The 21,050-nt window shown below is 62.3% G+C and carries 17 protein-coding genes; 8 read left to right on the top strand and 9 right to left on the bottom strand.

The annotated features are described in order from the left end of the window. Nucleotides 1-5: 5 nt before the first annotated feature. Nucleotides 6-1,472: an Rne/Rng family ribonuclease gene (locus PSN43_RS12065; RefSeq protein WP_272700979.1), complete on the top strand. Its 1,467-nt coding sequence runs from the start codon at nucleotides 6-8 to the stop codon at nucleotides 1,470-1,472. A gap of 284 nt (nucleotides 1,473-1,756) precedes the next feature. Here PSN43_RS12065 and PSN43_RS12060 read toward each other — a convergent pair whose 3' ends face one another. Then, nucleotides 1,757-3,688 (bottom strand): sensor histidine kinase, encoded by a 1,932-nt coding sequence (locus PSN43_RS12060; RefSeq protein WP_272700978.1) that lies wholly within the window; start codon nucleotides 3,686-3,688, stop codon nucleotides 1,757-1,759. A gap of 95 nt (nucleotides 3,689-3,783) precedes the next feature. Continuing rightward, nucleotides 3,784-4,533, bottom strand: a complete 750-nt coding sequence (locus PSN43_RS12055; protein WP_272700977.1) for a substrate-binding periplasmic protein — start codon at nucleotides 4,531-4,533, stop codon at nucleotides 3,784-3,786. Nucleotides 4,534-4,762: 229 nt separating this feature from the next. Here PSN43_RS12055 and PSN43_RS12050 point away from each other — a divergent pair, with 229 nt between their 5' ends. The 3 genes from PSN43_RS12050 to PSN43_RS12040 all read left to right on the top strand — a co-directional run bounded on the left by PSN43_RS12050 (nucleotide 4,763) and on the right by PSN43_RS12040 (nucleotide 7,116). Beyond that, nucleotides 4,763-5,245: an Lrp/AsnC family transcriptional regulator gene (locus PSN43_RS12050; RefSeq protein WP_272700976.1), complete on the top strand. Its 483-nt coding sequence runs from the start codon at nucleotides 4,763-4,765 to the stop codon at nucleotides 5,243-5,245. Nucleotides 5,246-5,290: 45 nt separating this feature from the next. Further along, nucleotides 5,291-6,403, top strand: a complete 1,113-nt coding sequence (gene ald / locus PSN43_RS12045) for an alanine dehydrogenase (RefSeq protein ID WP_272700975.1) — start codon at nucleotides 5,291-5,293, stop codon at nucleotides 6,401-6,403. A 446-nt stretch (nucleotides 6,404-6,849) separates the two neighbouring features. Next, entirely contained in the window at nucleotides 6,850-7,116 is a 267-nt protein-coding gene (locus tag PSN43_RS12040) for a DUF3088 family protein (protein ID WP_336314040.1), read from the top strand. Nucleotides 7,117-7,130: 14 nt separating this feature from the next. Here PSN43_RS12040 and PSN43_RS12035 read toward each other — a convergent pair whose 3' ends face one another. Next, a complete protein-coding gene (locus tag PSN43_RS12035; RefSeq protein WP_272700974.1) occupies nucleotides 7,131-8,258 on the bottom strand; it encodes a lytic transglycosylase domain-containing protein in 1,128 nt (375 codons plus the stop codon). A 55-nt stretch (nucleotides 8,259-8,313) separates the two neighbouring features. Continuing rightward, a complete protein-coding gene (locus PSN43_RS12030; protein WP_272700973.1) occupies nucleotides 8,314-9,504 on the bottom strand; it encodes a PhoH family protein in 1,191 nt (396 codons plus the stop codon). A gap of 585 nt (nucleotides 9,505-10,089) precedes the next feature. Between PSN43_RS12030 and PSN43_RS12025 the strand changes: the two genes are divergently transcribed. Continuing rightward, entirely contained in the window at nucleotides 10,090-10,314 is a 225-nt protein-coding gene (locus PSN43_RS12025; RefSeq protein ID WP_272700972.1) for a flagellar biosynthesis anti-sigma factor FlgM, read from the top strand. A gap of 156 nt (nucleotides 10,315-10,470) precedes the next feature. Continuing rightward, nucleotides 10,471-11,805, top strand: a complete 1,335-nt coding sequence (gene dgt, locus PSN43_RS12020) for a dGTP triphosphohydrolase (protein ID WP_272700971.1) — start codon at nucleotides 10,471-10,473, stop codon at nucleotides 11,803-11,805. A 246-nt stretch (nucleotides 11,806-12,051) separates the two neighbouring features. On the opposite strand, the gene htpG is transcribed toward dgt, so the two are convergent. Both htpG and PSN43_RS12010 read right to left on the bottom strand, forming a co-directional pair. Further along, complete coding sequence (gene htpG, locus PSN43_RS12015; protein ID WP_272700970.1) at nucleotides 12,052-13,941, bottom strand: molecular chaperone HtpG; 1,890 nt, start codon at nucleotides 13,939-13,941, stop codon at nucleotides 12,052-12,054. 116 nt (nucleotides 13,942-14,057) lie between these two features. Beyond that, the gene (locus PSN43_RS12010) at nucleotides 14,058-14,666 is read right to left on the bottom strand and encodes a MerR family transcriptional regulator (RefSeq protein ID WP_272700969.1); all 609 of its coding nucleotides are present in this window, start codon (nucleotides 14,664-14,666) and stop codon (nucleotides 14,058-14,060) included. A 268-nt stretch (nucleotides 14,667-14,934) separates the two neighbouring features. On the opposite strand from PSN43_RS12010, the gene PSN43_RS12005 reads away from it, so the two are divergent. Together PSN43_RS12005 and PSN43_RS12000 are read left to right on the top strand one after the other, a co-directional pair. Further along, nucleotides 14,935-15,411 (top strand): DoxX family protein, encoded by a 477-nt coding sequence (locus PSN43_RS12005; protein ID WP_272700968.1) that lies wholly within the window; start codon nucleotides 14,935-14,937, stop codon nucleotides 15,409-15,411. Between the two features lie 207 nt (nucleotides 15,412-15,618). Next, the gene (locus PSN43_RS12000; protein ID WP_272700967.1) at nucleotides 15,619-17,184 is read left to right on the top strand and encodes a phospholipase D family protein; all 1,566 of its coding nucleotides are present in this window, start codon (nucleotides 15,619-15,621) and stop codon (nucleotides 17,182-17,184) included. 79 nt (nucleotides 17,185-17,263) lie between these two features. On the opposite strand, the gene PSN43_RS11995 is transcribed toward PSN43_RS12000, so the two are convergent. From PSN43_RS11995 to PSN43_RS11985, 3 genes are all read right to left on the bottom strand, one after another. Continuing rightward, on the bottom strand, nucleotides 17,264-17,722 hold the full coding sequence (locus PSN43_RS11995; protein WP_272700966.1) for a glycine zipper domain-containing protein: 459 nt from the start codon (nucleotides 17,720-17,722) through the stop codon (nucleotides 17,264-17,266). Between the two features lie 1,005 nt (nucleotides 17,723-18,727). Continuing rightward, on the bottom strand, nucleotides 18,728-19,606 hold the full coding sequence (locus PSN43_RS11990; protein ID WP_272700965.1) for a carbohydrate kinase family protein: 879 nt from the start codon (nucleotides 19,604-19,606) through the stop codon (nucleotides 18,728-18,730). Continuing rightward, nucleotides 19,606-20,958: a tetratricopeptide repeat protein gene (locus tag PSN43_RS11985; protein ID WP_272700964.1), complete on the bottom strand. Its 1,353-nt coding sequence runs from the start codon at nucleotides 20,956-20,958 to the stop codon at nucleotides 19,606-19,608. The genes PSN43_RS11990 and PSN43_RS11985 overlap by 1 nt, the downstream gene beginning before the upstream one ends. Nucleotides 20,959-21,050 lie beyond the last annotated feature (92 nt).

Genomic DNA, 21,050 nt, shown 5'->3' with positions numbered 1-21,050 from the left:
TCCCCATGACCAAAAAGAAACGGCAGAAGATGTTCATCTCCGTGCTGCCGGGAGAACAGGTAGAAGTCGTCATCGCCGAAGAAGGCAAGGTCAACGAATATTACGTTGAGATGGTCCATCAGGCCAAGACCAAGGGCAACATCTACAAAGGCTACATCCACAACATCGACAACGGTCTTCAGGCCGCGTTCATCAACTACGGAGCCGAACGGAACGGGTTCCTCCAGATCGACGAAGTCCATCCCGAATACTACAACACCGAAGTGCCCACCAAGAAGGGCCAGCGCTTCCCGCTCATGCAGAAGGTGCTCAAGCCCGGCCAGGAAGTCCTGGTCCAGGTGGTCAAGGAACCCACCGGCAAAAAAGGCGCTTTCCTGACCTCCTACCTCTCCCTGCCCGGCCGCAGCTTCGTCTACACCGTGGGCCGCAGCCAGATCGGGGTTTCGCGCAAGATCGAGGACGAAAAGGAACGCGCCCGGCTCAAAGCCGCGCTGGAAGGATTCGAAACCACCGAAGGCGTGGGGCTCATCGCCCGCACCGCTGCCGTCGGCCAGTCCAAGGCCGCCCTGGAACGCGACTTCAAGTACCTGAACAGGCTGTGGACCGACATCCGCTCCAACGCCCAGAAGGTCAAGGCTCCCGCAGTGGTCTACGAGGAACTCGGGCTGGCCGCGCGCGCCGTGCGCGACTACCTGACCTCCGACGTCACCGAAATCTGGGTGGACGACAAGGAGACCTACGAGCAGGTCCACCAGTTCGTGAAGCTGGCCTTCCCGCGCAAGAACAACCTGGTCCGGCTGCACGAGGACAACGAGCTCTCCCTGCTTGAGCGGTTCAACCTGGTCAAGCAGGTGGAGGAAATCTACTCCCGCGAAGCGTCCATGCCCTCGGGCGGACGGCTCGTCTTCGACGCCACCGAGGCCCTGACCGCCGTGGACATCAACTCCGGCAAGATCGGCGGCGAAAAGAATTTCCAGAAGATGGCCCTGAAGACCAACGTCGAAGCCGCCCGCGAGATCGCCCGCCAGCTCAGGCTGCGCGACATCGGCGGCCAGGTGGTCATCGACTTCATCGAGATGAAGAACCCCAAGGACTGCCGCGAGGTGGAAAAGGTCATGCGCGCCGAGATGAAGAACGACCGCGCCCGGACCGATGTTTCGCGCATTTCCTCCTTCGGCCTCATGGAGCTGGTCCGCCAGCGGCTCGGCTCCTCCGCCATCGCCATCTCCACCGAGCCGTGCCCCTGCTGCAAGGGCACTGGAATCCGGCGCAACATGGAATGGCAGGCCCTCCAGTCCCTCAAGGACATCCACCGCGACCTGCGCAAGCCCGGCACAGAACCCGTCGAATACAACTGCGAAGAGGAACTGGCCATCTACCTGCTCAACAAGAAGCGCGGCATCCTGGCCGACCTTGAGACGCGCTACGGCAAGTCCGTGCACATCGACATCGAATACGAGTACGACGAGTAGCCGCGCTCCCGAATACGAAGAATAAAAGCCCCCGTCCCGGATCATCAGGACGGGGGCTTTTTTTCGAGAAACTCTCCCACCGCAAAACGAAAGAAGCCCGCGCCGAAGGCGCATACAGGGGATGCAAGGGTGCGAACCCTTGCCCGCCGGAGGCGAAATCTCCCGACCATTGCCGCGAAGCGGCCTTCAACACCTGATTTCCCTCTTCCGACAGTTACGAGGCAGTTCCCTTTCCAAAAGATTCTTGAACAGTCGGAGACGCCCAACCGGCGCGGCCGCCCCGCCTACTGCATGGCGGGCAGGGTGAAGATGAAGGTGGAGCCTACGCCTACTTCGGATTCGACCCAGATGCGGCCGCCGTAGTGCTCGATGATTTCGCGGCAGATGGTCAGGCCGAGACCTGTGCCCTTGGGCTTGTTGACCATGGTGTCGTCGGTGTGGGTCTGGTGGAACTTCTCGAATATCTGGGACTGGTCTTCGGGATGGATGCCGGTGCCGGTGTCCACTACCTCCACGCGCAACTGTCCGAAACGCGGGAATGCGCGCAGGGTGACGAAACCTTTTTCGGTGAACTTCGAGGCGTTGTTGAGCAGGTTGACGAAGACCTGCTGCATACGGTCGCGATCGGCGAAGATGCGCGGCAGGCCGGGCGCAATTTCGGTGCGCAGCTCCGGGGAGGTCTGTGCGAACATGCCGGAAACTGAACTGGCGGCCACCTCGATGACCTCGTTCATGTCCAGTTCCTCGTCGCGCCACCCCATGGAGCCGGACTCGATCTTGTTCAGGTCGAGAACGTCGTTGATGAGCCGCGTCAGGCGCTCCCCTTCGTGGCTGATGATGGCCAGGTTCTCGCGGATGCGCTTGCCCTTGCGGGCCAGAAGGCTCTCCGGGGCTACCAGGGGCAGGAAATTGCGGGTGAATTCCTTGTTCAGGAGCTTGGCGAAACCGAGGATGGACGTCAGGGGCGTGCGCAGCTCGTGGGAGACCGAAGAGAGGAAGGTGGACTTCATTTCGTCCAGCTCGCGAAGCCGCTGGTTGGCCTCTTCGAGTTCACGGGCCTTGTTGACCAGATCCTCGGTGCGTTCGCGGACGAGCTGCTCCAGGTGGCGGTTGAGGTCGGCCAGGTCCTGCTCGGCTTTTTTCCTGTCCGTGATGTCTTCGAGGATGCCGTCCACGAACACGTAGTTTCCCTTCTCGTTGTAGATGGCCCGGGCGTTGAGGGAACCCCAGATGGTATTGCCGTCCCGGCGGTAGTACTCGGCCTCGAACCGTTTGACCTCGCCCTGGTCGCGCACCCTGTCGAAGAACCCCTGCATGTGGTCGGGATTGACCATGATCCGGGAACTCAGGGAGCGGACGTTGGACAGGAACTCGTCCAGGGAATCGTAGCCGAAGATGCGGGCCATGGCCGGGTTGGCCCGGCGGAGCACGCCGTCCGGCGTGGCCTGGAAAATACCTTCGATGGCGTTCTCGAAGATGGACCTGTATTTTTCCTCCGCTTCCTGGAGGGTCTTGTTCATGGTCTGGAGCTTGTTTTCGCGGCCTTCGATCTCGCTGGACATGCGCCGGAACCGCTTGGCGATTTCCAACAGCTCGGCATGGTAGACCTCGCCGAAATCATAGGAAAAGTCACCCTTCGCCACGCGGGCGATGCCGGATTGGAGGACCTTGAGCGGCTTGTTCAGGAAAACGCGCAGGAGCAGGCCGGTGATGGCCAGAATGACGGAGATGGAGACGACGATGATGATGATGGAAACAAACATCTGCTCGTCGAGCCGTTTTTTCTCGCGCTCCAGAGTGAAATCTATTTCGGCCCGGCCGATGGTTCTGCCCTCGAAGACGATGGGACGAACCGCGTTGAAGTCCGCCGGCTCGCCGGAAAATTTCTCGTGGGCGAAAACCACTTCGTTACGCGAACCGTAGATGCGGATGCCCTGGACCATGTCGTCATGGGTGTAGACCGAGCCGATGAGCCGGGCATTGTCGTAGTCGAGGTTCCAGATGGGCACGGCCAGGATTTCGGCCACCGAGGAGATGGTGTCCTCACCCTTGCGCTTGGCGGTGGCCCACATCTCTTCGGACTGCTGCCAATAGATGAACCCGCCAAGAGCCGTGGCGATGAGCATGACGATGACCACCAGACTGAGAGTCAGGTCCCGAGAGATGGACCTGCTGGTCAGAAGAGGCCGTTTTCTCTTGGGCTTGTCTGCTAGCATCTGTTATCCGGGAAACGTGGACTTGGGGGAACGACTCCAGGACCTCACATCCTCCTGAAAGCCTCTACACGACTCCCCGCACACTGTCATCTCAGTTATAAGGGATACCGATTGCGCAGCCGGGTCACGGTTCCGTCTCCGTGGAATCGCTTCAGGACGCGCCTCAGTCGATTCCGCGCGTCGCGCGGCAGGCGCTTGGACACATAGACGTGCACGGGAGCTTCGCCGATGACAAGCGGTTCGCCCAGAAAGCGGCTTCGCACGCCGACCTTCTCGGCGGCGAAGGCCAGCCCCCCGATGGGACCGATCACGGCATCCACTCGCCCGGCCATGAGCATTTTGAAGCCCAGTTCGTGATTCCGGCAGGGGAAACGGACGATCCGCAGTTCTCCGCCCCGCCCGCGGTCAAGCCGCGACCCCCGGACCAAGGCCACGGTTTTCCCTGCCAGGTCCCGCTTGCTGCGCAAGGGGGTCTCCACCCGCCCCCAGGCCACTATGGTCAGGGTCTCCACCAGGCCGATGTTCTCGGCCGCCTCGTCGATCCGCTCGTCCGGCGCGACGATTATCATGTCGGCCAGGCCCAGGACGACTTCCTCCACCCCCCGCGCCAGGGGCACGAGCCGATTGACCGGCTCGAACCCGGCCTCGCGCGCAAGGGCGTTCCCGAGATCGTAGCAGAACCCGGTCGGACGCCCGTCTTCAAACCGCCCGCCCGTACCAAGCTCGATGGTGGCGATGCGCAACGTCTCGCCTTCGGCCCGCGCCTGGTACGAGAGGACGGGCAGCGACAGCACGGCGAGCAGCAGGACCGGAAACAGGTGAAAATGTGCTGAACCATGGACCATTGCGCAATCTAAAATGCATTCCAACAAAAAGCAACGCGTGCCGAGAATGCGGCGCAGTGTTATCCATCTCGCGGTCCGGTCCGGGCGGCGTCTTTCCCCTTGCGCCGCCCGGCGAACCGGTCAAAGACAGGGTTATATTCCGTTGTCAAAAAACAATTGACAACTTTTTTTACTTTTAGGTAAATCAATACTGTCACGCTTTCCAAAACGAAAACATGGACTGACAAAAATGAAAAATTCACTGGATTCCCAAGACAAGCGGCTGGTGGCCGAACTGACCCGCGACGGACAGCTCTCGCCCGGCAAAATCGGAGCCGCCACGGGCGTGACGGCGCCCACGGTCCGATCCAGGCTGAAAAACCTGATGCGGATGGGCGCGCTCAAGGTGGCCGGACTCGTGAACCCCATGCGCGTCAAGGGGCTGACCGTGGCCCTGGTCGGCATCAGCCTGATGAGCCACGAGCAGCTCGGCGAAAAGCTGGACCAGATCGGCGCGCTGCCCCGCGTGAACTGGGCCGCAGTGGTGACCGGGCGATACGACATCATCGTCGAGATCATCTGCCGGGAAGGCATGGACGACCTCTATGCGTTCCTGAACGAGGACCTGTCGCGCGTGGGCGGCATCAACGCCTCCGAATCCTTCGTGGTCATGAAATCCCGGCGCAAATGGCTGCTGTTGCCCGACGCCGTGGTCGATACCTTCACTCAATAACGTTTATCCGCCGGAGAGGGCGGGGAGTTTGCAAAGGAGCATCAGATGATTATCGGTATCCCCAAGGAAATCAAAACGCTGGAAAATCGCGTCGCCATGACCCCCGGCGCGGTTGAATCCCTGGTCCGCCAGGGCAACGAAGTGCTCGTCGAGACCGGCGCGGGTCTGGGAAGCGGGCTGTCCGACGAGGAGTACGTTGCCGCAGGCGCAAAAATGGTTTCCGCCGAGGAAGCCTGGAACGCCAAGATGGTCATCAAGGTCAAGGAACCGCTTCAAAGCGAGTTCAAGTACCTGCGCAATGACATGATTCTTTTCACCTACCTGCATCTGGCCGCCGCGGAAGAGCTGACCAAGGCCCTGCTCGACGCCGGAACCACCGCCATCGCCTACGAGACCGTCAAGTCCGCCGACGGCACCCTGCCCCTGCTCACCCCCATGTCCGAAGTCGCGGGCCGCATGGCCACCCAGGTCGGCGCCCATTATCTCGAGAAGACCCAGGGCGGCCGAGGCATCCTGCTTGGCGGCGTGCCCGGCGTGTACCCCGCCGAAGTGCTCGTCCTGGGCGGCGGCGTGGTCGGCACCAACGCCGCCCGCATCGCCATGGGCATGGGCGCGCGCGTGACCATCCTCGACCTTTCCCACCAGCGTCTCCAGTACCTGGACGACGTCTTCCAGGGCCGCATCACCACCATGATGTCCACCGAGCCCAACATCCGCCAGATGGTCCAGCGCGCCGATCTCGTCATCGGCGCGGTCCTGCTGCCCGGCGCGAAGACCCCCAACCTCATCACCCGCGACATGCTGCCGCTGATGAAGGAAGGCGCGGTCATCGTCGACGTGGCCGTGGACCAGGGCGGCTGCATCGAGACCACCCACGCCACCACCCACGACAACCCGACCTACGTCATCGACGGCGTGGTCCACTACGGCGTGGCCAACATGCCCGGCGCGGTGCCCCGCACCTCCACCTTCGCTCTCGTCAACCAGACCGCCCCCTACGCCCTGCGCCTGGCCGCCAAGGGCGTGGACGCCCTCAAGGACGACGCCGGTCTGGCCCTCGGCCTGAACACCTGGGACGGCAAGCTGACCTGCCCCGCGGTCGGAGCCGCCCTGGACATCGAGTCCATCACCCCCGAAGAGGCCCTCGCCCGCATGTAGCGGCTGCGATCACGCAATAAAAAATGCCCCGGTCAGATGACCGGGGCATTTTTTTCTAGACCGATACCTTTATCCCCGCTGCCTCAACAAAACGCCACGGAGCGAAAAAAGCCCGCGCCGAAGGCGCATACAGGGGATGCAAGGGTGCGAGCCCTTGCCCGCCGGAGGCGAAATCACCCGACTATTGCCGCGAAGCGGCCTACAACCCCTGATTTCCCCTTCAGCAAAATTAAAGAGTTAGTTCCCCAAAAAACGACGACACGGGCGGCCGCGCCAGCGGGCCGAAACACGTTTTTCTTGCCCGCTGCGGGGCAGGGTGCGATACGGAGGACGGGCCTGAAAAGGGCCCCAAACAAGGAGAAACCATGTCCAAAGATATCCTGTTCACCCTGGTGGGCGACTTCACCAGCGGCCTGCGAGGCCCGCTTTACTGACCGGAATGCGCGATCCTGGAAGGGTTGCTCCACTATTATCCTGAGGTCCGGGAAAGGCTCGACATCCGCACCATTCCCTTTGAACGCCCGAGACACGCCATCATCGCCCTGCTGGGCGAGGAGCACCAGGGCTGTCCCTGCCTTGTTGTCGGCGACCCGTCCAGGGCGGACGGCCTGCCCATGAGAACGGCGGGCGGACACGTCTTCATCGACGACCACAGGGCGATCATCGAATACTTGGCGCGCAACTACAGGGTTTCCCGGCCCGCCCACGACTGAGGAGGAATGCAGGCCTATCTGACGAGCAGTTCCTGTCCGGGGTGGATGGTCGCCCGCCTGCCGAGCTTGTTGAGCTTGCACAACTGGGCGAGGCTCATGTCGTGCTCCTGGGCGATGCCGGTCAGGGAGTCGCCCTGCTTGACCACGTAGGTCTCGGGTTTGAGGGTCTCGCGGTACTTGGCCATGAGCGGGTGATACCGCTCGGCGAATTCCCCGGCCGATCCCTCGGGCAGGAAAAGGACATGCTGCCCGGGCGGTACGACGTCGCCCAGGAACTGCGGATTGAGGTCGCGGATGAGCTTGTAGTAAGTCCCCGCCGCCTTGGCCACCAGGGTCAGGGGCGTGGGATACTTGGCCCGCAGCTTGACGCGGTCGAATTTGCCGGGACTGTAGTAGTCCTCAGGATACAAGTCGAAGCCGTAGCGGGACGGATCGGTCAGGATGAGCTTGGCCGCGATGGCCCGGAGAATGTAGCGCTCGGTCTCTGCGGGCAGGTGGAGATGGTAGTAATCGTCGACCTCCTGCTTCTCGATCTGCCGTTCCAGCCCCTGCTCGCCCATGTTGTAGGCCGCGCAGGCCAGGGTCCAGGAGCCGAACCTGTCGTGCAGATCCTTGAGATAGGCCGAAGCCGCCCGGGTGGCGAAATAGAAGTTGCGCCGCTCGTCGATGAACCGGTCTACGGTCAGGCCGTAGTTGGCCGCCGTGGAGGGGATGAACTGCCACACCCCGCGCGCCCCCCGGTTGGACCCCGCCTCCGGCTTCAGCGCGGACTCGATGACCGCGATGAACTTGAGGTCGTCGGGCATGTTCCCGGCCCGGAGCACGGTCTCGATATGCGGGAAATAGCGGCCAGTGCGTTTGAGCCAGAGAATGACCTGGGCGCGGTCCCAGAGCATGAGCAGCAATTCCTTCTCCAGCCGCTCGCGCACCTCCGGCAGATGCAGGGGCACGAATTCGCCGCAGAAACGAAGCGGTCCCTTGATGCGGATGGCCGATTCCAGCGACGGGAAGGCGGCGCTCCGCATGGGCGAAAGCATCTCCACATCCCCCGCCCGGGCCTCGGCCGTAAACGGCGAAAGACCGGACAGCGCAATGCAATGAAGAAGGATTCCCGCAAGCAGCGGGAGGGCTGTCCGCCTCATGGGCATGAAAGCTCCCGTCAAGCCCGCCGGGCGGAAAGCCGCTCCGGACGGTCGGTTACAGTTTCGATTTCAGCACAATGTCCGTGATGGGGCCCCTGGATCGGTCGCCCTTGAGAACCATGTGCGCATAGTTTCTGTACCCCTTGAGCTTGCGGACTGTCCAGTTGAGGCCGTTGTTGGCTTCGTTGAGATACGGGTTGTCCACCTGGCGCGTGTCGCCCAGACAGATGCACTTCACCCCTTCGCCCATGCGCGTCAGCAGGGCGCGGGTTTCGCCGCGCGACAGGTTCTGCATCTCGTCCACGATGACCACCGCGTTCTCGATGTTCATGCCGCGCAGGAAGGCCACGGGCTGAACCTCCAGCTTCTTGGGGTTGAACTTGAACGAGTCTCCCTGCGGGTCGAGCCAGATACGGTTGCAGGGCCGGATATCGTGCAGCTTGATGAGCAGATCCTGGATGTACTTGATGTACGGCAGCATCTTCTCCTCGATGTCGCCGGGCAGGTAGCCCATCTTGGCCCCGATCTCCACCACCGGCTTGACCAGGTATATCTTGCGGTAGGGATTGTCCTTGCGTTCGAGCATCAGATACAGGGCGGCGGCCAGGGAGAGGAACGTCTTGCCGTAGCCCGCCTCGGACTGAATGGAGACCAGGTCTATCCCGTCGCAAAGCATCAGTTCGAGAGCCAGGTTCTGATACACGCTGCGCGGCTTCACACCCCATATCTCATGGGTATAGCTGATCTCCCTGGGACCTTCCGGGCCATAGAAGATCGGCGTGCCGTTCTCCCAGCGGAAGCAGTTGCGCACAGGCTCATCCCCTTCCTCCACAAACCCGGTGTACCGCTGGGATTCGGACCGGAACGGGTCGGAATCGCGGTACTCCTCGGAGGGAATGCCGTAGCACTTGGCCTTGATCTGGAGGATGCGGTCGTTGGTGATGAGCGTGGCGTTTTCAGGCCCGACATGAAGAATTTCCTTCAGGATTCGGTCGTCCATCAGGTTGTCGGTCAGGGTGGCCGCAAAGTCGGGCGGGAAGATGTTGACGGCTTCGTCTTCGAGAATGGCCCGCACCGCCTGGGAGACGATGTGGCCGATGCGCGGGTCTTTTTTCAGTCCGTCCAGTTCATCAAGGACGGTGTAGGGGATGTATATCTGGTTTTCCGCCCCGTTTCTCAGGGCGATGATGCTTTTGGGGTTTTCAATGAGGACGTTGGTATCGAGGACAAAGTGCTTCTGGGCCATAATCCCCCGTCCGGTGGTTGAAGTTGATTCCTGGGCTTTTCACGCCTTGGCACCCATGGCCGGGAATCAGCGAATCAATTTCATTTTGAGCCTCCGTTATATGTGCATCCGGTTATCAGAATCATGACCAGTTTTCACGAGAAAGTCTAGAAGCAACATGCCCGACGCTCCCTGGGGCGTCATGGCGAACGGGTGACGATCGGGCGGCGCGGGAAAAGGCGCAACCGTTTCACGCCCCCCCTCGAAACGCGCCCGGCATGATCGCGCGTCCGCCGGGAATGGCCGCAGTCCTTGCGGATACGCGGCTCCGGCGTTCTCTCCCCGTCAAGCGCGATGGACTGAAACAGCGGAGCAACGCCAACATCGAAAATCCGTCCGTCCACCCTAAGCATTCGCGCCCCGCGTCCGATAAGAGTAGCAACTTCGTGCGCCCGGTCAGGTCCGGACGCGCGGAGAACGCATCCGCACGGTTGCGCAAACGTCGGTCGCAGGGACGCGGCCGGGGCCGGCGCGACGGATGAGGGAGACATCGGGGAAGGCTTCAAACCGCCTTCCCGCAGACTTCAATAACCCAGGGAGGGGTTAATGAAGGGTTATGAAGACAGCCGCGGACGGACCGCGGACGACATCGAGACCGAGCACATGCTCGACGCCTTCGGCGAAGTGTGCTCCGGCCGCCACCGGGACACCGCCGAAGAGCGCGCCAGCAAGATCGCCCGGCTCAAGGCCGAAGTGAATGCAGGCCGATACAAGCCCGACGTCATGGACATCGCCAGGCTGCTGACCTCGGCGATGGACCCGACGCTCTAGGCTTCAATCGACCGGCTCGCGGGGCCGGGGCAGGGATGCGCCCTGCCCCGGCCCCGCGCATTTTTGCCGTGACTCCGGGAGGTTGACCGCCCCGTGATAATCTGGTGAGTAGGGGACGTTCGTCAAAAACGCCTCAAGCCTCCCGGAGGAACGACCATGGGCTCCGAAACCAGAATGGACTGGAACAAGCTGCTCGACACCACTCGCTACGGTTATACAAGCGAGAGCAAGGATATCCGCAGCCCCTTTCAACGCGACGTCGACCGCATCCTCTTCAGCGACCACTTCCGTCGGCTGGCCCGCAAGACCCAGGTCCACCCCCTGAACGAGAACGACCACATCCACTCCCGGCTGACCCACAGCCTGGAAGTGGCTTCCGTGGGCAAGACCCTGGGCGAACTGGCGGGCGCGTTCCTCGAGGAGCGCGGCGAGCTGCCCGGCAGGCTGGAGCCCCGCGACGTGGGCGAGGCCGTGCAGGCCGCCTGCCTGGCCCACGACATCGGCAACCCGCCCTTCGGCCACAGCGGCGAGGAGGCCATCAAAGACTGGTTCAAGGCCAGAAAAGCGGATTTCGGGAACCTCCCCGAGGAGTGCCTCTCGGACTTCACCCGGTTCGACGGCAACGCCATGGCGGTGCGCGTCCTTCTGTCCACCGGCTTCCACCAGACCGGCATGAGCCCCACCCATGCGGTCCTGGGCGCCCTGCTCAAATATCCCTGGTCGTCCCTGGCCGCCGAAAAGGACAAATTCAGCTACTTCCAGACCGAGGCCGAGGCCATGGGAACGGTGGCCGCCGCCCTCGGGCTGATCCCTTTGGGCAACAGGTGGTCCAGGCCGCCCCTGGCCTACCTGACCGAGGCCGCGGACGACATCTGCTACCGCATCATCGACATCGAGGACGCCACGGAACTGGGCATCCTGGACGAATGGTTCATGTTCAAACGCTTCGCGGAACACCTGGGCCTGGAAGCGGGCCCGGGAGAGCGATACGCCTGGGTGCGGGAGTCTCATTTCCGGCAGCGCAACAGCCTGCTCCGGGCCAAGCTCATTTCCGCCGCGACCAATGAAGCCGCCGCCATCTTCCAGGCGCACTACGACGACATCATGACCGGCGCCTTCGACAAGAACTCCAGTTTGATGGAGGAGTCGAAAAACGGCATCTGCCGCCATATCCACGACGTTTACGACAACATCTCGGGCAAGATATTCTTCTCGCGCCGCAAGGCCATCCTCGAACTGGGGGCCCGGAACGCCCTGGGCAGGCTCCTCGACCAGGCCATGGTCGACGTGGGCGGGTTCTGCGATCCGAAGCTCTCGCCCGCCAACAAGAAGATCAAGACCATCCTCGGCGACGAGATCGTCGACGCCATCCCCAAGGACGACGAGCGCTGCCAATACCGCATCATGATGGCCATCGTGGACTACGTCTCCGGCATGACCGACCATTACGCCACGGAACTCTGCCGCCAGCTTCTGGGAATGGGCTACTAGACTTTCGGAGCGGGAACGGCCGGTCCGGCGTCGATAGAACCGGCCGCTCCCCGTAAGGAGGTTCGCGCCCGCCCCGGGGGGACGGACGAGGTCAGGGTATGGAACTGACTATTGCCGCAAACCTAGCACTCCCGGAGGCTGCGCGCCGTTATAATCTGCGCGGCCCCGGTTTTCTTCCGCCGCAGACGCAAAAAACGGCCCCGGGCGCGCCCGGGGCCGTTTCGTTATGCAGTTGCCCCGCCGATATTATTTGCCGGTGGCGACATACCAGCCGCTCGACTTGGTCAACAAATCCTGGACCCGACCCACCAGGGCGTGGGGGTCGGTCAGGTAGCCTTCGAGGAGCAGGGCCGATTCGAAGAGCTGGTTGGCGGCCTGCTCGATGAACGGGTCGTTCTCGTCCCGCTCCATGATGGCAAGCATGTTGCGCACCAGGGGGTGATCCGGGTTGACCTCCAGAATCTTCTTGGGGATGGAGGTGTCCTTGCTCATGACCCGCATGATCTTGTCCATGGACGAAGTCACGTTGCCGTCCGGATTGGCCAGGCAGACCGGGGATTCAGACAGCCTCGTGGACGCCTTGACCTCGGTCACGGCGTCGCCGAGCGCATCCTTCATGCGGGCGAGCAGCTTGTCCAGCTCGCTCTTCTGCTCGTCGGACAGCGGCTCGGGCTTATCCTCCTTCTCCACCGACTCGAACTTGTCGAGCTTGGCCATGTCGGCGTGCTCGGCCGAGACCAGGGAGTACCCCTCGTACTCGCGCAAGGCGTCCATAACGAACTCGTCGATGGGCTCATAGAGGTACATAACCTCCAGATGCTTGCGCCGGAACACCTCGAGATGCGGGGAAAGGCTCAGGGCCTGGCGGCTCGGGCCGTAGGCGTAGTAGATTTCCTTCTGCTCCTCCTTGGCCCGGGAAATGTAATCGGCCAGCGAGGTCAGCGCCTTGTCGTCGTCCAGCGCCGAGGAGTTGAAACGAACCAGTCCGGCGAACTTGTCCTTGTTCAGGAAGTCCATGTAGCCCGCCTTGAACAGCTCTCCGTGGGCGCGCCAGAACTCGGCGTAGCGGTCGGCGTCGTCCTTGGCCATCTTGGTCAGGTGATCGAGCACCTGCTTTACCAGTGTGGAGCTGATCTTGCGCATGAGCAGGTTGTCCTGCAGGGTCTCGCGCGAGATGTTCAGCGGCAGGTCCTCGGTGTCCACGACGCCCTTGACGAAGCCCAGATACTCGGGGAGCAGGTCCTTGTTCTGCTTCTCGATGAGCACCCGGCGCACGTACAGGTCCAGGCCCCGGTTCTCGCGGCCCAGTCCGAACGGATCACCGCCGTCCTTGGGGATGAACATGAGGGCGTTGAACTGCACCGGCGCGTCCACCGAAGTATGCAGGGTGTCGAAGGGGTCCTCGGAATCGAAGGTTAGGAACTTGTAGAACTCCGCGTACTGCTCCGGCTTGATCTGGAACTTGGGCTCGCGCCACAGGGCCTGGATCGTGTTGACCCGCTCGTCGCCCACGTAGATGGGGAAATTGATGAAGTTGGAGTGCTTCTTGACGATCTGCTTGAGATGGGCCTCGTTGGTAAACCGCGAGGCTTCGTCGTCCTTCAGGCGAAGGGTGATCTCGGTGCCGTGGGGCCGGTCCTCGTCCAGATCCTGCAACTTGTAGTCGGTGCGGCCGTCGGAGGTCCAGGACACGACCTTGGCCTCGGGGGCGAAAGCTTTCGTGGTCACGGTCACTTCGTCGGCGACCATGTACACGGAATAAAAGCCCACGCCGAACCGGCCGATGAGCGAATCGAGCGATTCCTTGCCCTCTTCGGCCAGCCGGGCCAGCTCTGCCGTGCCCGAATGCGCGATGGTGCCGATGTTCTGCATCAGTTCGTCGCGGGTCATGCCGATGCCCGTGTCGCTCACGGTCAGCGTCTTGGCGTCCGCGTCGCAGGAGATGCGAATCTCGGGAGCGAGTTCGTCGGCCTTGCCCTCGGCCTGGGTCCTGAAACGGACCTTTTCCAGGGCGTCGGACGCGTTGGAGATCAACTCCCGAAGGAAGATTTCCTTGTTTGTGTACAGCGAGTGCACAAGAATATCGAGGAGTTGGCTGATTTCAGCCTTGAATTTGTGGGTGGTTTTCGTGCCCATGAAAAAATACCTCCGGATGGAATGTAATGCGCGCCCGCCGGGTGCATCGACCAACGCACCCGGCGGGACTTTTTTCTGAGAGAGTGTGTTCGGGAATGGCCTCCCGGGAACAGGGACTAAGTAGATACGGATTTTATCTTGTCAAGCAGGTATTTTTCCATTTCACGCCGGTCTTTGCGCAAACGGACCATCTCCGCCTCCATGACCGCGAGCTTTTCCCGGAGCGCCCGGTTTTCGGCCCGCAGGGACTCGGTCTCCTCCATGGTCACGGTGATGCGCGAAGCGGCCTCCTCAAGCCCCCGGCGCACGTCGGAAACATCGGGAGCGGCCCCGCCTGAGGATTCCAGCGCGGAGCGGATGCCCTCGCCCACGGACCGGGCGATCTCAAGCCCGATGGCCGAGGCCATGCCCATGACCTGCTCCATGGCCCCCGGAGCCTGGAGAGGAGGCTGCCCGCCATCCGTCGGCGCGGGCACGGCGTCCGCCTGCAACGGGTAGTCCCGGGAAAGTTGGTCCATCACATCGCGGGCGGTGTGCCCTTCCTTGAGCAGTCGGGAGATGGCGGCGAAGACATCCACGGCCTCGGGCCGGAAACGCTTCTGGCGGCCGCGCCCCACACTGGGCAGGTGCTGGGCGAACCTGTTCTTCCAGTAATGCACCGTGGATTCGGGCAGGTCGAGTTCGCGGGCGATCTCGGCCACGGAAAGCACTTTCTTGCCGGTCATGTCACGCCCCCTTGGCGGATTGCGATCATTGTCGTTCTTTATTGAAGTACCGGAAATCCGCTCTTTCTACAAGGGATAGCATACTCCATCTAACTCATTTCACATATATTTTTTTCAACCACAACAGACTGCAACCTGTTCCGGCCGATATTCTTGATTTTTTCTAGACTTTTTCAGGAAGGATACCGGCAGCCTGTTCCCGTTTGCGCTCGGGCGCGGAAGCATTTATGGTCGACCGGCAGCCATACGCAGACCCAAAGGGAGCCCCATGAAATCGCCGCTCGCGTCCAAGCCGATCTACATAGCAATCCGCGTGATTCTCGGCCTGCTCTTCGTCTACGCCGGGATGCTCAAGCTCATGAATCCCGGCGGTTTCGCCGTGACCATCAACATCTACGGCCTGGTTTCCTGGCGCATGGCCGGATTCCTGTCCTACGCCATCCCCACAGTGGAAGTCCTCTCCGGGCTCGCGCTCATTTTCGACCTTCGCGGTGCGTTGTCCGTCATTGTCGCACAGTTGTTGGTGTTCATGGCGATCCTGGTCTACGCCCTGCACATCGGACTCGACGCGGACTGCGGCTGTTTCGGCACTCCGAAGAACACCGACAACGCTCCTTCCGGCCCCCTGTTGGCCCTCGTTCGGGACGGCTTCATGCTCGCCGGTTGCGGACTGCTCTATCTCCAGCGCCGCGTGGCAGGATTCCGGCCCAACTCCCTCACGGGGCTTTTCAAGGCAAAACGGTAAGGCCCCCCTGCCGTTTCTAACGGGCTTGGCCTGACGCCCGATACGGTATAAATACGGCTATTGGATATCCGAACACGGGCGGGAGTCTGCAATGGGCCGCCCCGTCCCAGGACATCGACGCCCCCGGGACGCAGCGGCCGGGAATTCTCACGCACGGATCATCGTTCGTGGATTCGCGCCGCCGCCGGAAAACCGAAACGAGGACGCATGAAGAGAGTGACAAACGGCTTTCCGTTCATCGCGATCATGGTGTTGGCGGTCCTGGCCGGGTGCGCTTCGCTGCCCAAGGATTTCGACCGGCCGGATTCATACGCCCTGCCCGACACGGGATGCACCGAACTCGGCAAAGCGGCGCAAACCCTGACCGCGCCCCATGCCGGGGAGTCGGGGCTTCTCCTCCTCGCGAACGGGCTGGACGCCTTTGCCGCGAGAATCCTCCTCGCCGAATCCGCCCAAAAAAGCATCGACGCCCAATATTATCTCCTGCACGACGACATGACCGGCCAACTGTTCACCGATGCGCTCATCAAGGCCAGCAAACGGGGCGTTCGCATCCGCCTCCTGGTGGACGACATGGATATCGTGGGCAGGGACATCGCCGCCACGGCCCTCGGTTCCCTCCCCAATTTCGAAGTCCGCCTGTTCCACCCCTTCGGACGGAACCTCGGCAAATTGACCCAGATCATCACGCGATTCGGGGACGTCACCCGCAGGATGCATAACAAAAGCTTCATCGCCGACAACCGCTTCGCCATCATCGGCGGGCGCAACATCGGCGACCAGTATTTCAGCGCCGGGGCCGCCGTGGCCTTCTACGACCTCGATGTGCTGAGCGTCGGAAGCGTCGTGGACGACGTCTCCGTGGCTTTCGACGAATATTGGAACAGCGACCTGGCCTATCCCGCGCAGGTCCTGGCCAAACACATACCGACACAGCAGGAGCTGGACGCGAAATTGAAGCGGTTCCGTGACACCGTCAACGATGAAACGCACAGGGCGTACCTCGACAAGGTCCGAAGCGCCGATCTCATGAAAACGAAAAATATCGCCGACCTCCCCTTCGAGTGGGGACACGCAACGGTCCTGTACGATCTGCCCGAAAAACTGACCAACACGCGGGACAGGCGGGATCTGCATCTCATCTCGCAACTGACGCCGAAATTCGACGCACTCACCAGGGAGCTGTTCCTGGTTTCGCCCTACTTCGTCCCCGGCCGCTCGGGCGTGAAATATCTGGCCGCACTCTCGAAAAAAGGCGTGAAGGTCCGCATCCTGACCAACTCTCTCGAATCGAGCGACGTCCCCATCGTTCACGCCGGATATTCGCGCTACAGGATGGCGCTCCTCAGGGCAGGCGTGGAGCTGTTCGAACTGAAACCAACCTTCGACGACAGGGACTCGCACGCCACGGGGATATTCTCCGGCTCATCGAGCGCAAGCCTCCACTCGAAAACATTCGTACTCGACCGCGAAAAAGTTTTCATCGGGTCCATGAATTTAGACCCACGCTCCTCCATCGAAAACACCGAAATAGGAATCGTATTCCACTCCCCTTCCATGGCGGAAACCATATGCGACGGTGTGGACTCCGCCCTGTCCTCCAAAGCGTACAAGGTGGAGCTCGTCACCGAAAAAAGCGGCCATGAACGGCTGCGGTGGCGCACGGTGGTGAACGGCGAGGAAAAGACGTATCGGTCCGAGCCGAACGCCTCGCTCTGGAAACGGTTCTCGACCTCGGTGCTGAGCCTGTTTCCCATTGAATCGCAATTGTAAACACCGGGCCGGGAACGGCAATAACGCGAAAAAAGGGCGGGACCACCGTTGGCGGTCCAGCCCTTTCGTTTCGTTTTTTCTACTGTACGAGTTGCCAGGAGCCGTCAGGCTGACGGTAGGCCTTGCCATAGACGGTCTGCGTAGAACCGTCGGCCATGCGGGCGTTGATGGTCACGTCGCGCTCGACGCGGCCGTCGGCGTACTCGCGGGGCGGCTCGGGAATGGCTTCGTAGCGGGTCCGGGTGTCGGGGTTGACCCACTCGGTCGCGTAGCCGGAAGGCGAGGTTTCCAGGGTGTCATACAGACGCGCCTGGTCGGCCTTTTCCATCTCGTTGCCGACGATGTACCCGGCCAGCAGGCCGACACCCGCGCCGATGGCCGCTCCGGACACCTTGTTCTTGAAGGTCAACGCGCCCAGCGTGGCCCCGGCCAGCGTGCCGATTCCGGCAGCGTTCTGCGTCCGCGTGGTCTGGCAGCCCGCCAGCAGGGAAAGCATCAACACCAGGGATATGGCGGTCGTCCAAATGGTTCTCTTCATGATTTCATCCTCCTTAAAGCCTCACGGCAAATTCGGGTTACAGGCCGCTCGGCCTTGCTCTCGATCAGATATGAGCATAGCCCGTGCCACACAGGATGGACTGAATTCATTGGCGATTTCATGTAGAGCGCAAGGATGTGCGCACACAACGTGCGCACAGGGATGCAAGAATTGTCCGGTCGGGGGAGCGCTTACTCGTTTTTTTTTGGGGGAAAGGGGAGGCGTGGCGCGGAGAAGTGTGCCGCGCTTCGCGGCAGACCGTGTACGTCATCCCTACTTTTTGTTTCGCCTTCACGGCGACTTCCTTTTTTGCTGGCGCAGAAAAAAGGAAGCAAAAACTGCGCTTTTCGGCCCTTTCGGCTCCCGAAAGCAGTGGCCAAGAGCCTGTAGCGGCTTTCGCTGCCCGACAGGATGTCCGTCTGCGACGGACGCAGTCGGCCTACGCTTCGCCGCTTCAGACAGGCTCTAGGCCCCGGCTTTCGAACGTCTCCCGCGCAAGCGAGGTCCGTTCTTCCAACTCGATAGACCTTATTCTCTGCTCTTCGCTCCCAAAGCCGCTACCCAAATCCATCCTAAAGAAGACTGCACGGGGTTCGCCCCCCTACGAGCTCTAGCCCTGGATCAGCGGCCTAGAAGCCGACCGCGAAGGGGCGGCGGCTCCGGTGACGCGGAAGGAAGGGCTGACGTGAGTGGGAAGCCGGACACCGGGGAAGGGCTTATACTTTTGCTCGGATGGAGCCGACCCGAGCGGATCGGATTCTTGCCGATGATCCTGCGGGCGGCCGCGCTGGGAAAAGGCCCTTTTCTTTCGTCTATTTCTTTTGGGCCAACAAAAGAAATGGACCCCGCCGGGAGGGCATGGAGGCTGAAGGGGCAAAGCCCCTTCACTGGCTCTCGCGCCAACGGCGCGCACGGCTTAACGAACAAGCACAACATACGGCGCGAAGCTAGCCGCAACCATCCATTATCAATAAATAAAAAGGCCGCCCTTCGGGGCGCCCTTTTCTACAGGACCTTCAACTCGTCGGGCATCTCGGGCATGGCGCCCGGCTGTCCGCAGACATGGGCCGCAACCCTCGCGGCGTGCCTGTTGATATCGTCCAGGGGGTGCCCCTTGAGATAACCGAGCACGAGGGCGGCGGTGAACGCGTCGCCCGCGCCGATGGTGTCCACGACATCCACCGGCTCGCCCGGCAGGTCGGAAACGGCGTCGGTCGAGACGATCAGGCTCCCGGCCCCGCCCCTGGTGAGGACCGCCAGATCGAGGCCGTATCGCTCCATGAGAGCCCGCAGGGCGGGTTGCTCGCCTTCGGGCAGGGAGAACAGCCGTCTCACGATGCCGAGTTCTTCGTCGTTGAGCTTGAGGACATGGGCCGCTTTCAGGGAAGCGATGAGGATCTCCGGGGTGTAGAAATGTTGGCGCAGGTTTATGTCGAAAACCTTGAGCGCCTTTTCCGCGACAGCCAAAAACCGATGGATCGCCCGGCGCGACACCTCGGCGCGTTGCGCCAGCGAGCCGAAACAGACCGCGTCGGCGTTGGCGGCCAGGGTCAGGGCGGCATGATCCAGGGCAAGAAAATCCCAGGCCACGTCGTCGGGAAAGACATAGGCGGCGACGCCATGCTCGTCCACGCGGGCGTCCACCGTGCCGGTGGGATGCTCCGGGTCCAGGGACACCCCGTCGATATTCAGCCCCCGGAGGACCAGCAGGGACAGAGCCTCGCGGCCCAGATCGTCATTGCCCACACGGGACACGGGCACCCCGGCCCCGCCCAGCGCGTTGACCTGGTAGGCGAAATTGGCGGGAGCCCCGCCGAGCAGGCGCGCATGGGGCAATACGTCCCAGAGGATTTCCCCCAACCCGACGGCAAGTATCGGCTTCATCAACGCCCGGCCTTTTCCACGATGAGCCTGAGCCGCGCCTCGGCACGTTCCCGCAGAGGCGAATCCGAAGCCGCGGTCCGCTCCAGAAAGGCGACGAGATTGTCCAGCGCGGACTCCATGTAGGGGTGATCCGGTCCCAGAGCCGCCTCATAGGCCGCGAAACCGCGCTCGAAACAGTCGAAGGCCTCTTCGGCCGCTCCCTGCCCGTCCAGGAACAGGGCCAGATTGCACAAGGCCTGGGCGGTCTCGGGGTGATCCTCGCCAAAAGTCCGGCTGCGAATGGACAGGCTTTTGCGGAAATGCGCCTCGGCCTCCGGAGCCTTGCCCAGACGCTCGAAAAGCAGCCCGGCCAGATTGTGGCTCGCGGCGGTCTCGGGGTGATGCTCACCGTACAGGGCGGCGGTCATGTCCAGGCTTTCCAGGGCGAGGCGCAGCCCGTCCTGCGGACGGTCGAGCGCATCCATGAGCAGAGCCAGGTTGTGCAGGCAGGAGGCTGCGGCCGGATGACGCTCTCCCCCCGAGGCCCGCAGGACGGCCAGGCAATCGTTGAGCGCGGCCTCGGCCCCGGACAGATCGCCGCGCGCCTGCCGGACCATGGCCAAACCGTTCAGCACCGGGATCATGGCCGGATTGTTTTCGGTGAGGATTTCGCGTTGCAGGTCCAGACAGGCGGAAAAGGCCGCTTCGGCGCGGGCCAAATCTCCCCCCGCCTGATAGACCGTGGCCAGCCCTTCCAGATCGGCGGTGATGTCCGGATGACGATCGCCCTTGAGGGCAACATCCACGGTCATGGCCGCTTCCAGCAGTCCGGCGGCTTCCTGATGGCGCTGTCCGTAATAAAGTGTGAAACCGGCCTGATGCATGACCCGGTTGGCGGCGGCGGTATTCACGCCGAGGTCGGCGGCCGCGTCGCGGCAGGCCAGGACGTGGGGAAGAAGCCATTCCACAAGGGGCAGGTTCTGCGGATCGGCGTCGGGCAGGGACAAGTTCAGGGCGTAGATGGCCCGCCCGGCCCATTCGGCCGCCTGATCCCGGTCCATGGCCTCGCGCAGGGTTTCGCGCACATCCCTCGGCAGGGTGAAGACCTGGGCGTCCGGGTCGGCGACGACCAGCCCGCGCTCGATGAGCGGGGTCATCATGGCCGTGGCCGCAAAAAAAGCCGCGGCGGGGTTGACCAGCGCCGGGTTGTGCATGGTCCCCTCCACGGACAGGGCGAAATCGTAGGGCAGGGGCGCATCGGCCAGCATGGCGGCCATGTACAGGGATTCCGCCCCGCCCGGGGCCTCCCGTTCCACCTCCCGGACCAGGGCCATGACGGCCTCCCGGCTGCGGGCGTCGCTTGTCTCCGTCACGTGAAACTCCTTGTTGGCGGATCACGTTCTGACTATCCGCTTTATCCGGGAAATTCAAGGCGGGGCGCGAAAAAGGGCGTCGCCCGGACCGA

Source organism: Desulfovibrio sp. Fe33 (genome assembly GCF_028532725.1).
In the GTDB taxonomy this organism is placed as follows: domain Bacteria; phylum Desulfobacterota; class Desulfovibrionia; order Desulfovibrionales; family Desulfovibrionaceae; genus Pseudodesulfovibrio.
Note: the sequence above shows the minus strand (reverse complement) of the source record. Positions and strands in the feature narration are given on the sequence as shown.

Excerpts from the sequence above, each read along its gene's own strand:
- PSN43_RS12000 (WP_272700967.1), top strand. The coding sequence starts at position 15,619 with ATGAAGAGAGTGACAAACGGCTTTCCGTTCATCGCGATCATGGTGTTG.
- PSN43_RS11995 (WP_272700966.1), bottom strand. The coding sequence starts at position 17,722 with ATGAAGAGAACCATTTGGACGACCGCCATATCCCTGGTGTTGATGCTT.
- PSN43_RS11990 (WP_272700965.1), bottom strand. The coding sequence starts at position 19,606 with ATGAAGCCGATACTTGCCGTCGGGTTGGGGGAAATCCTCTGGGACGTA.
- htpG (WP_272700970.1), bottom strand. The coding sequence starts at position 13,941 with ATGGGCACGAAAACCACCCACAAATTCAAGGCTGAAATCAGCCAACTC.
- PSN43_RS12030 (WP_272700973.1), bottom strand. The coding sequence starts at position 9,504 with ATGGCCCAGAAGCACTTTGTCCTCGATACCAACGTCCTCATTGAAAAC.
- ald (WP_272700975.1), top strand. The coding sequence starts at position 5,291 with ATGATTATCGGTATCCCCAAGGAAATCAAAACGCTGGAAAATCGCGTC.
- dgt (WP_272700971.1), top strand. The coding sequence starts at position 10,471 with ATGGGCTCCGAAACCAGAATGGACTGGAACAAGCTGCTCGACACCACT.
- PSN43_RS12005 (WP_272700968.1), top strand. The coding sequence starts at position 14,935 with ATGAAATCGCCGCTCGCGTCCAAGCCGATCTACATAGCAATCCGCGTG.
- PSN43_RS12035 (WP_272700974.1), bottom strand. The coding sequence starts at position 8,258 with ATGAGGCGGACAGCCCTCCCGCTGCTTGCGGGAATCCTTCTTCATTGC.
- PSN43_RS12010 (WP_272700969.1), bottom strand. The coding sequence starts at position 14,666 with ATGACCGGCAAGAAAGTGCTTTCCGTGGCCGAGATCGCCCGCGAACTC.
- PSN43_RS12060 (WP_272700978.1), bottom strand. The coding sequence starts at position 3,688 with ATGCTAGCAGACAAGCCCAAGAGAAAACGGCCTCTTCTGACCAGCAGG.
- PSN43_RS12065 (WP_272700979.1), top strand. The coding sequence starts at position 6 with ATGACCAAAAAGAAACGGCAGAAGATGTTCATCTCCGTGCTGCCGGGA.
- PSN43_RS12050 (WP_272700976.1), top strand. The coding sequence starts at position 4,763 with ATGAAAAATTCACTGGATTCCCAAGACAAGCGGCTGGTGGCCGAACTG.
- PSN43_RS12055 (WP_272700977.1), bottom strand. The coding sequence starts at position 4,533 with ATGGTCCATGGTTCAGCACATTTTCACCTGTTTCCGGTCCTGCTGCTC.
- PSN43_RS12025 (WP_272700972.1), top strand. The coding sequence starts at position 10,090 with ATGAAGGGTTATGAAGACAGCCGCGGACGGACCGCGGACGACATCGAG.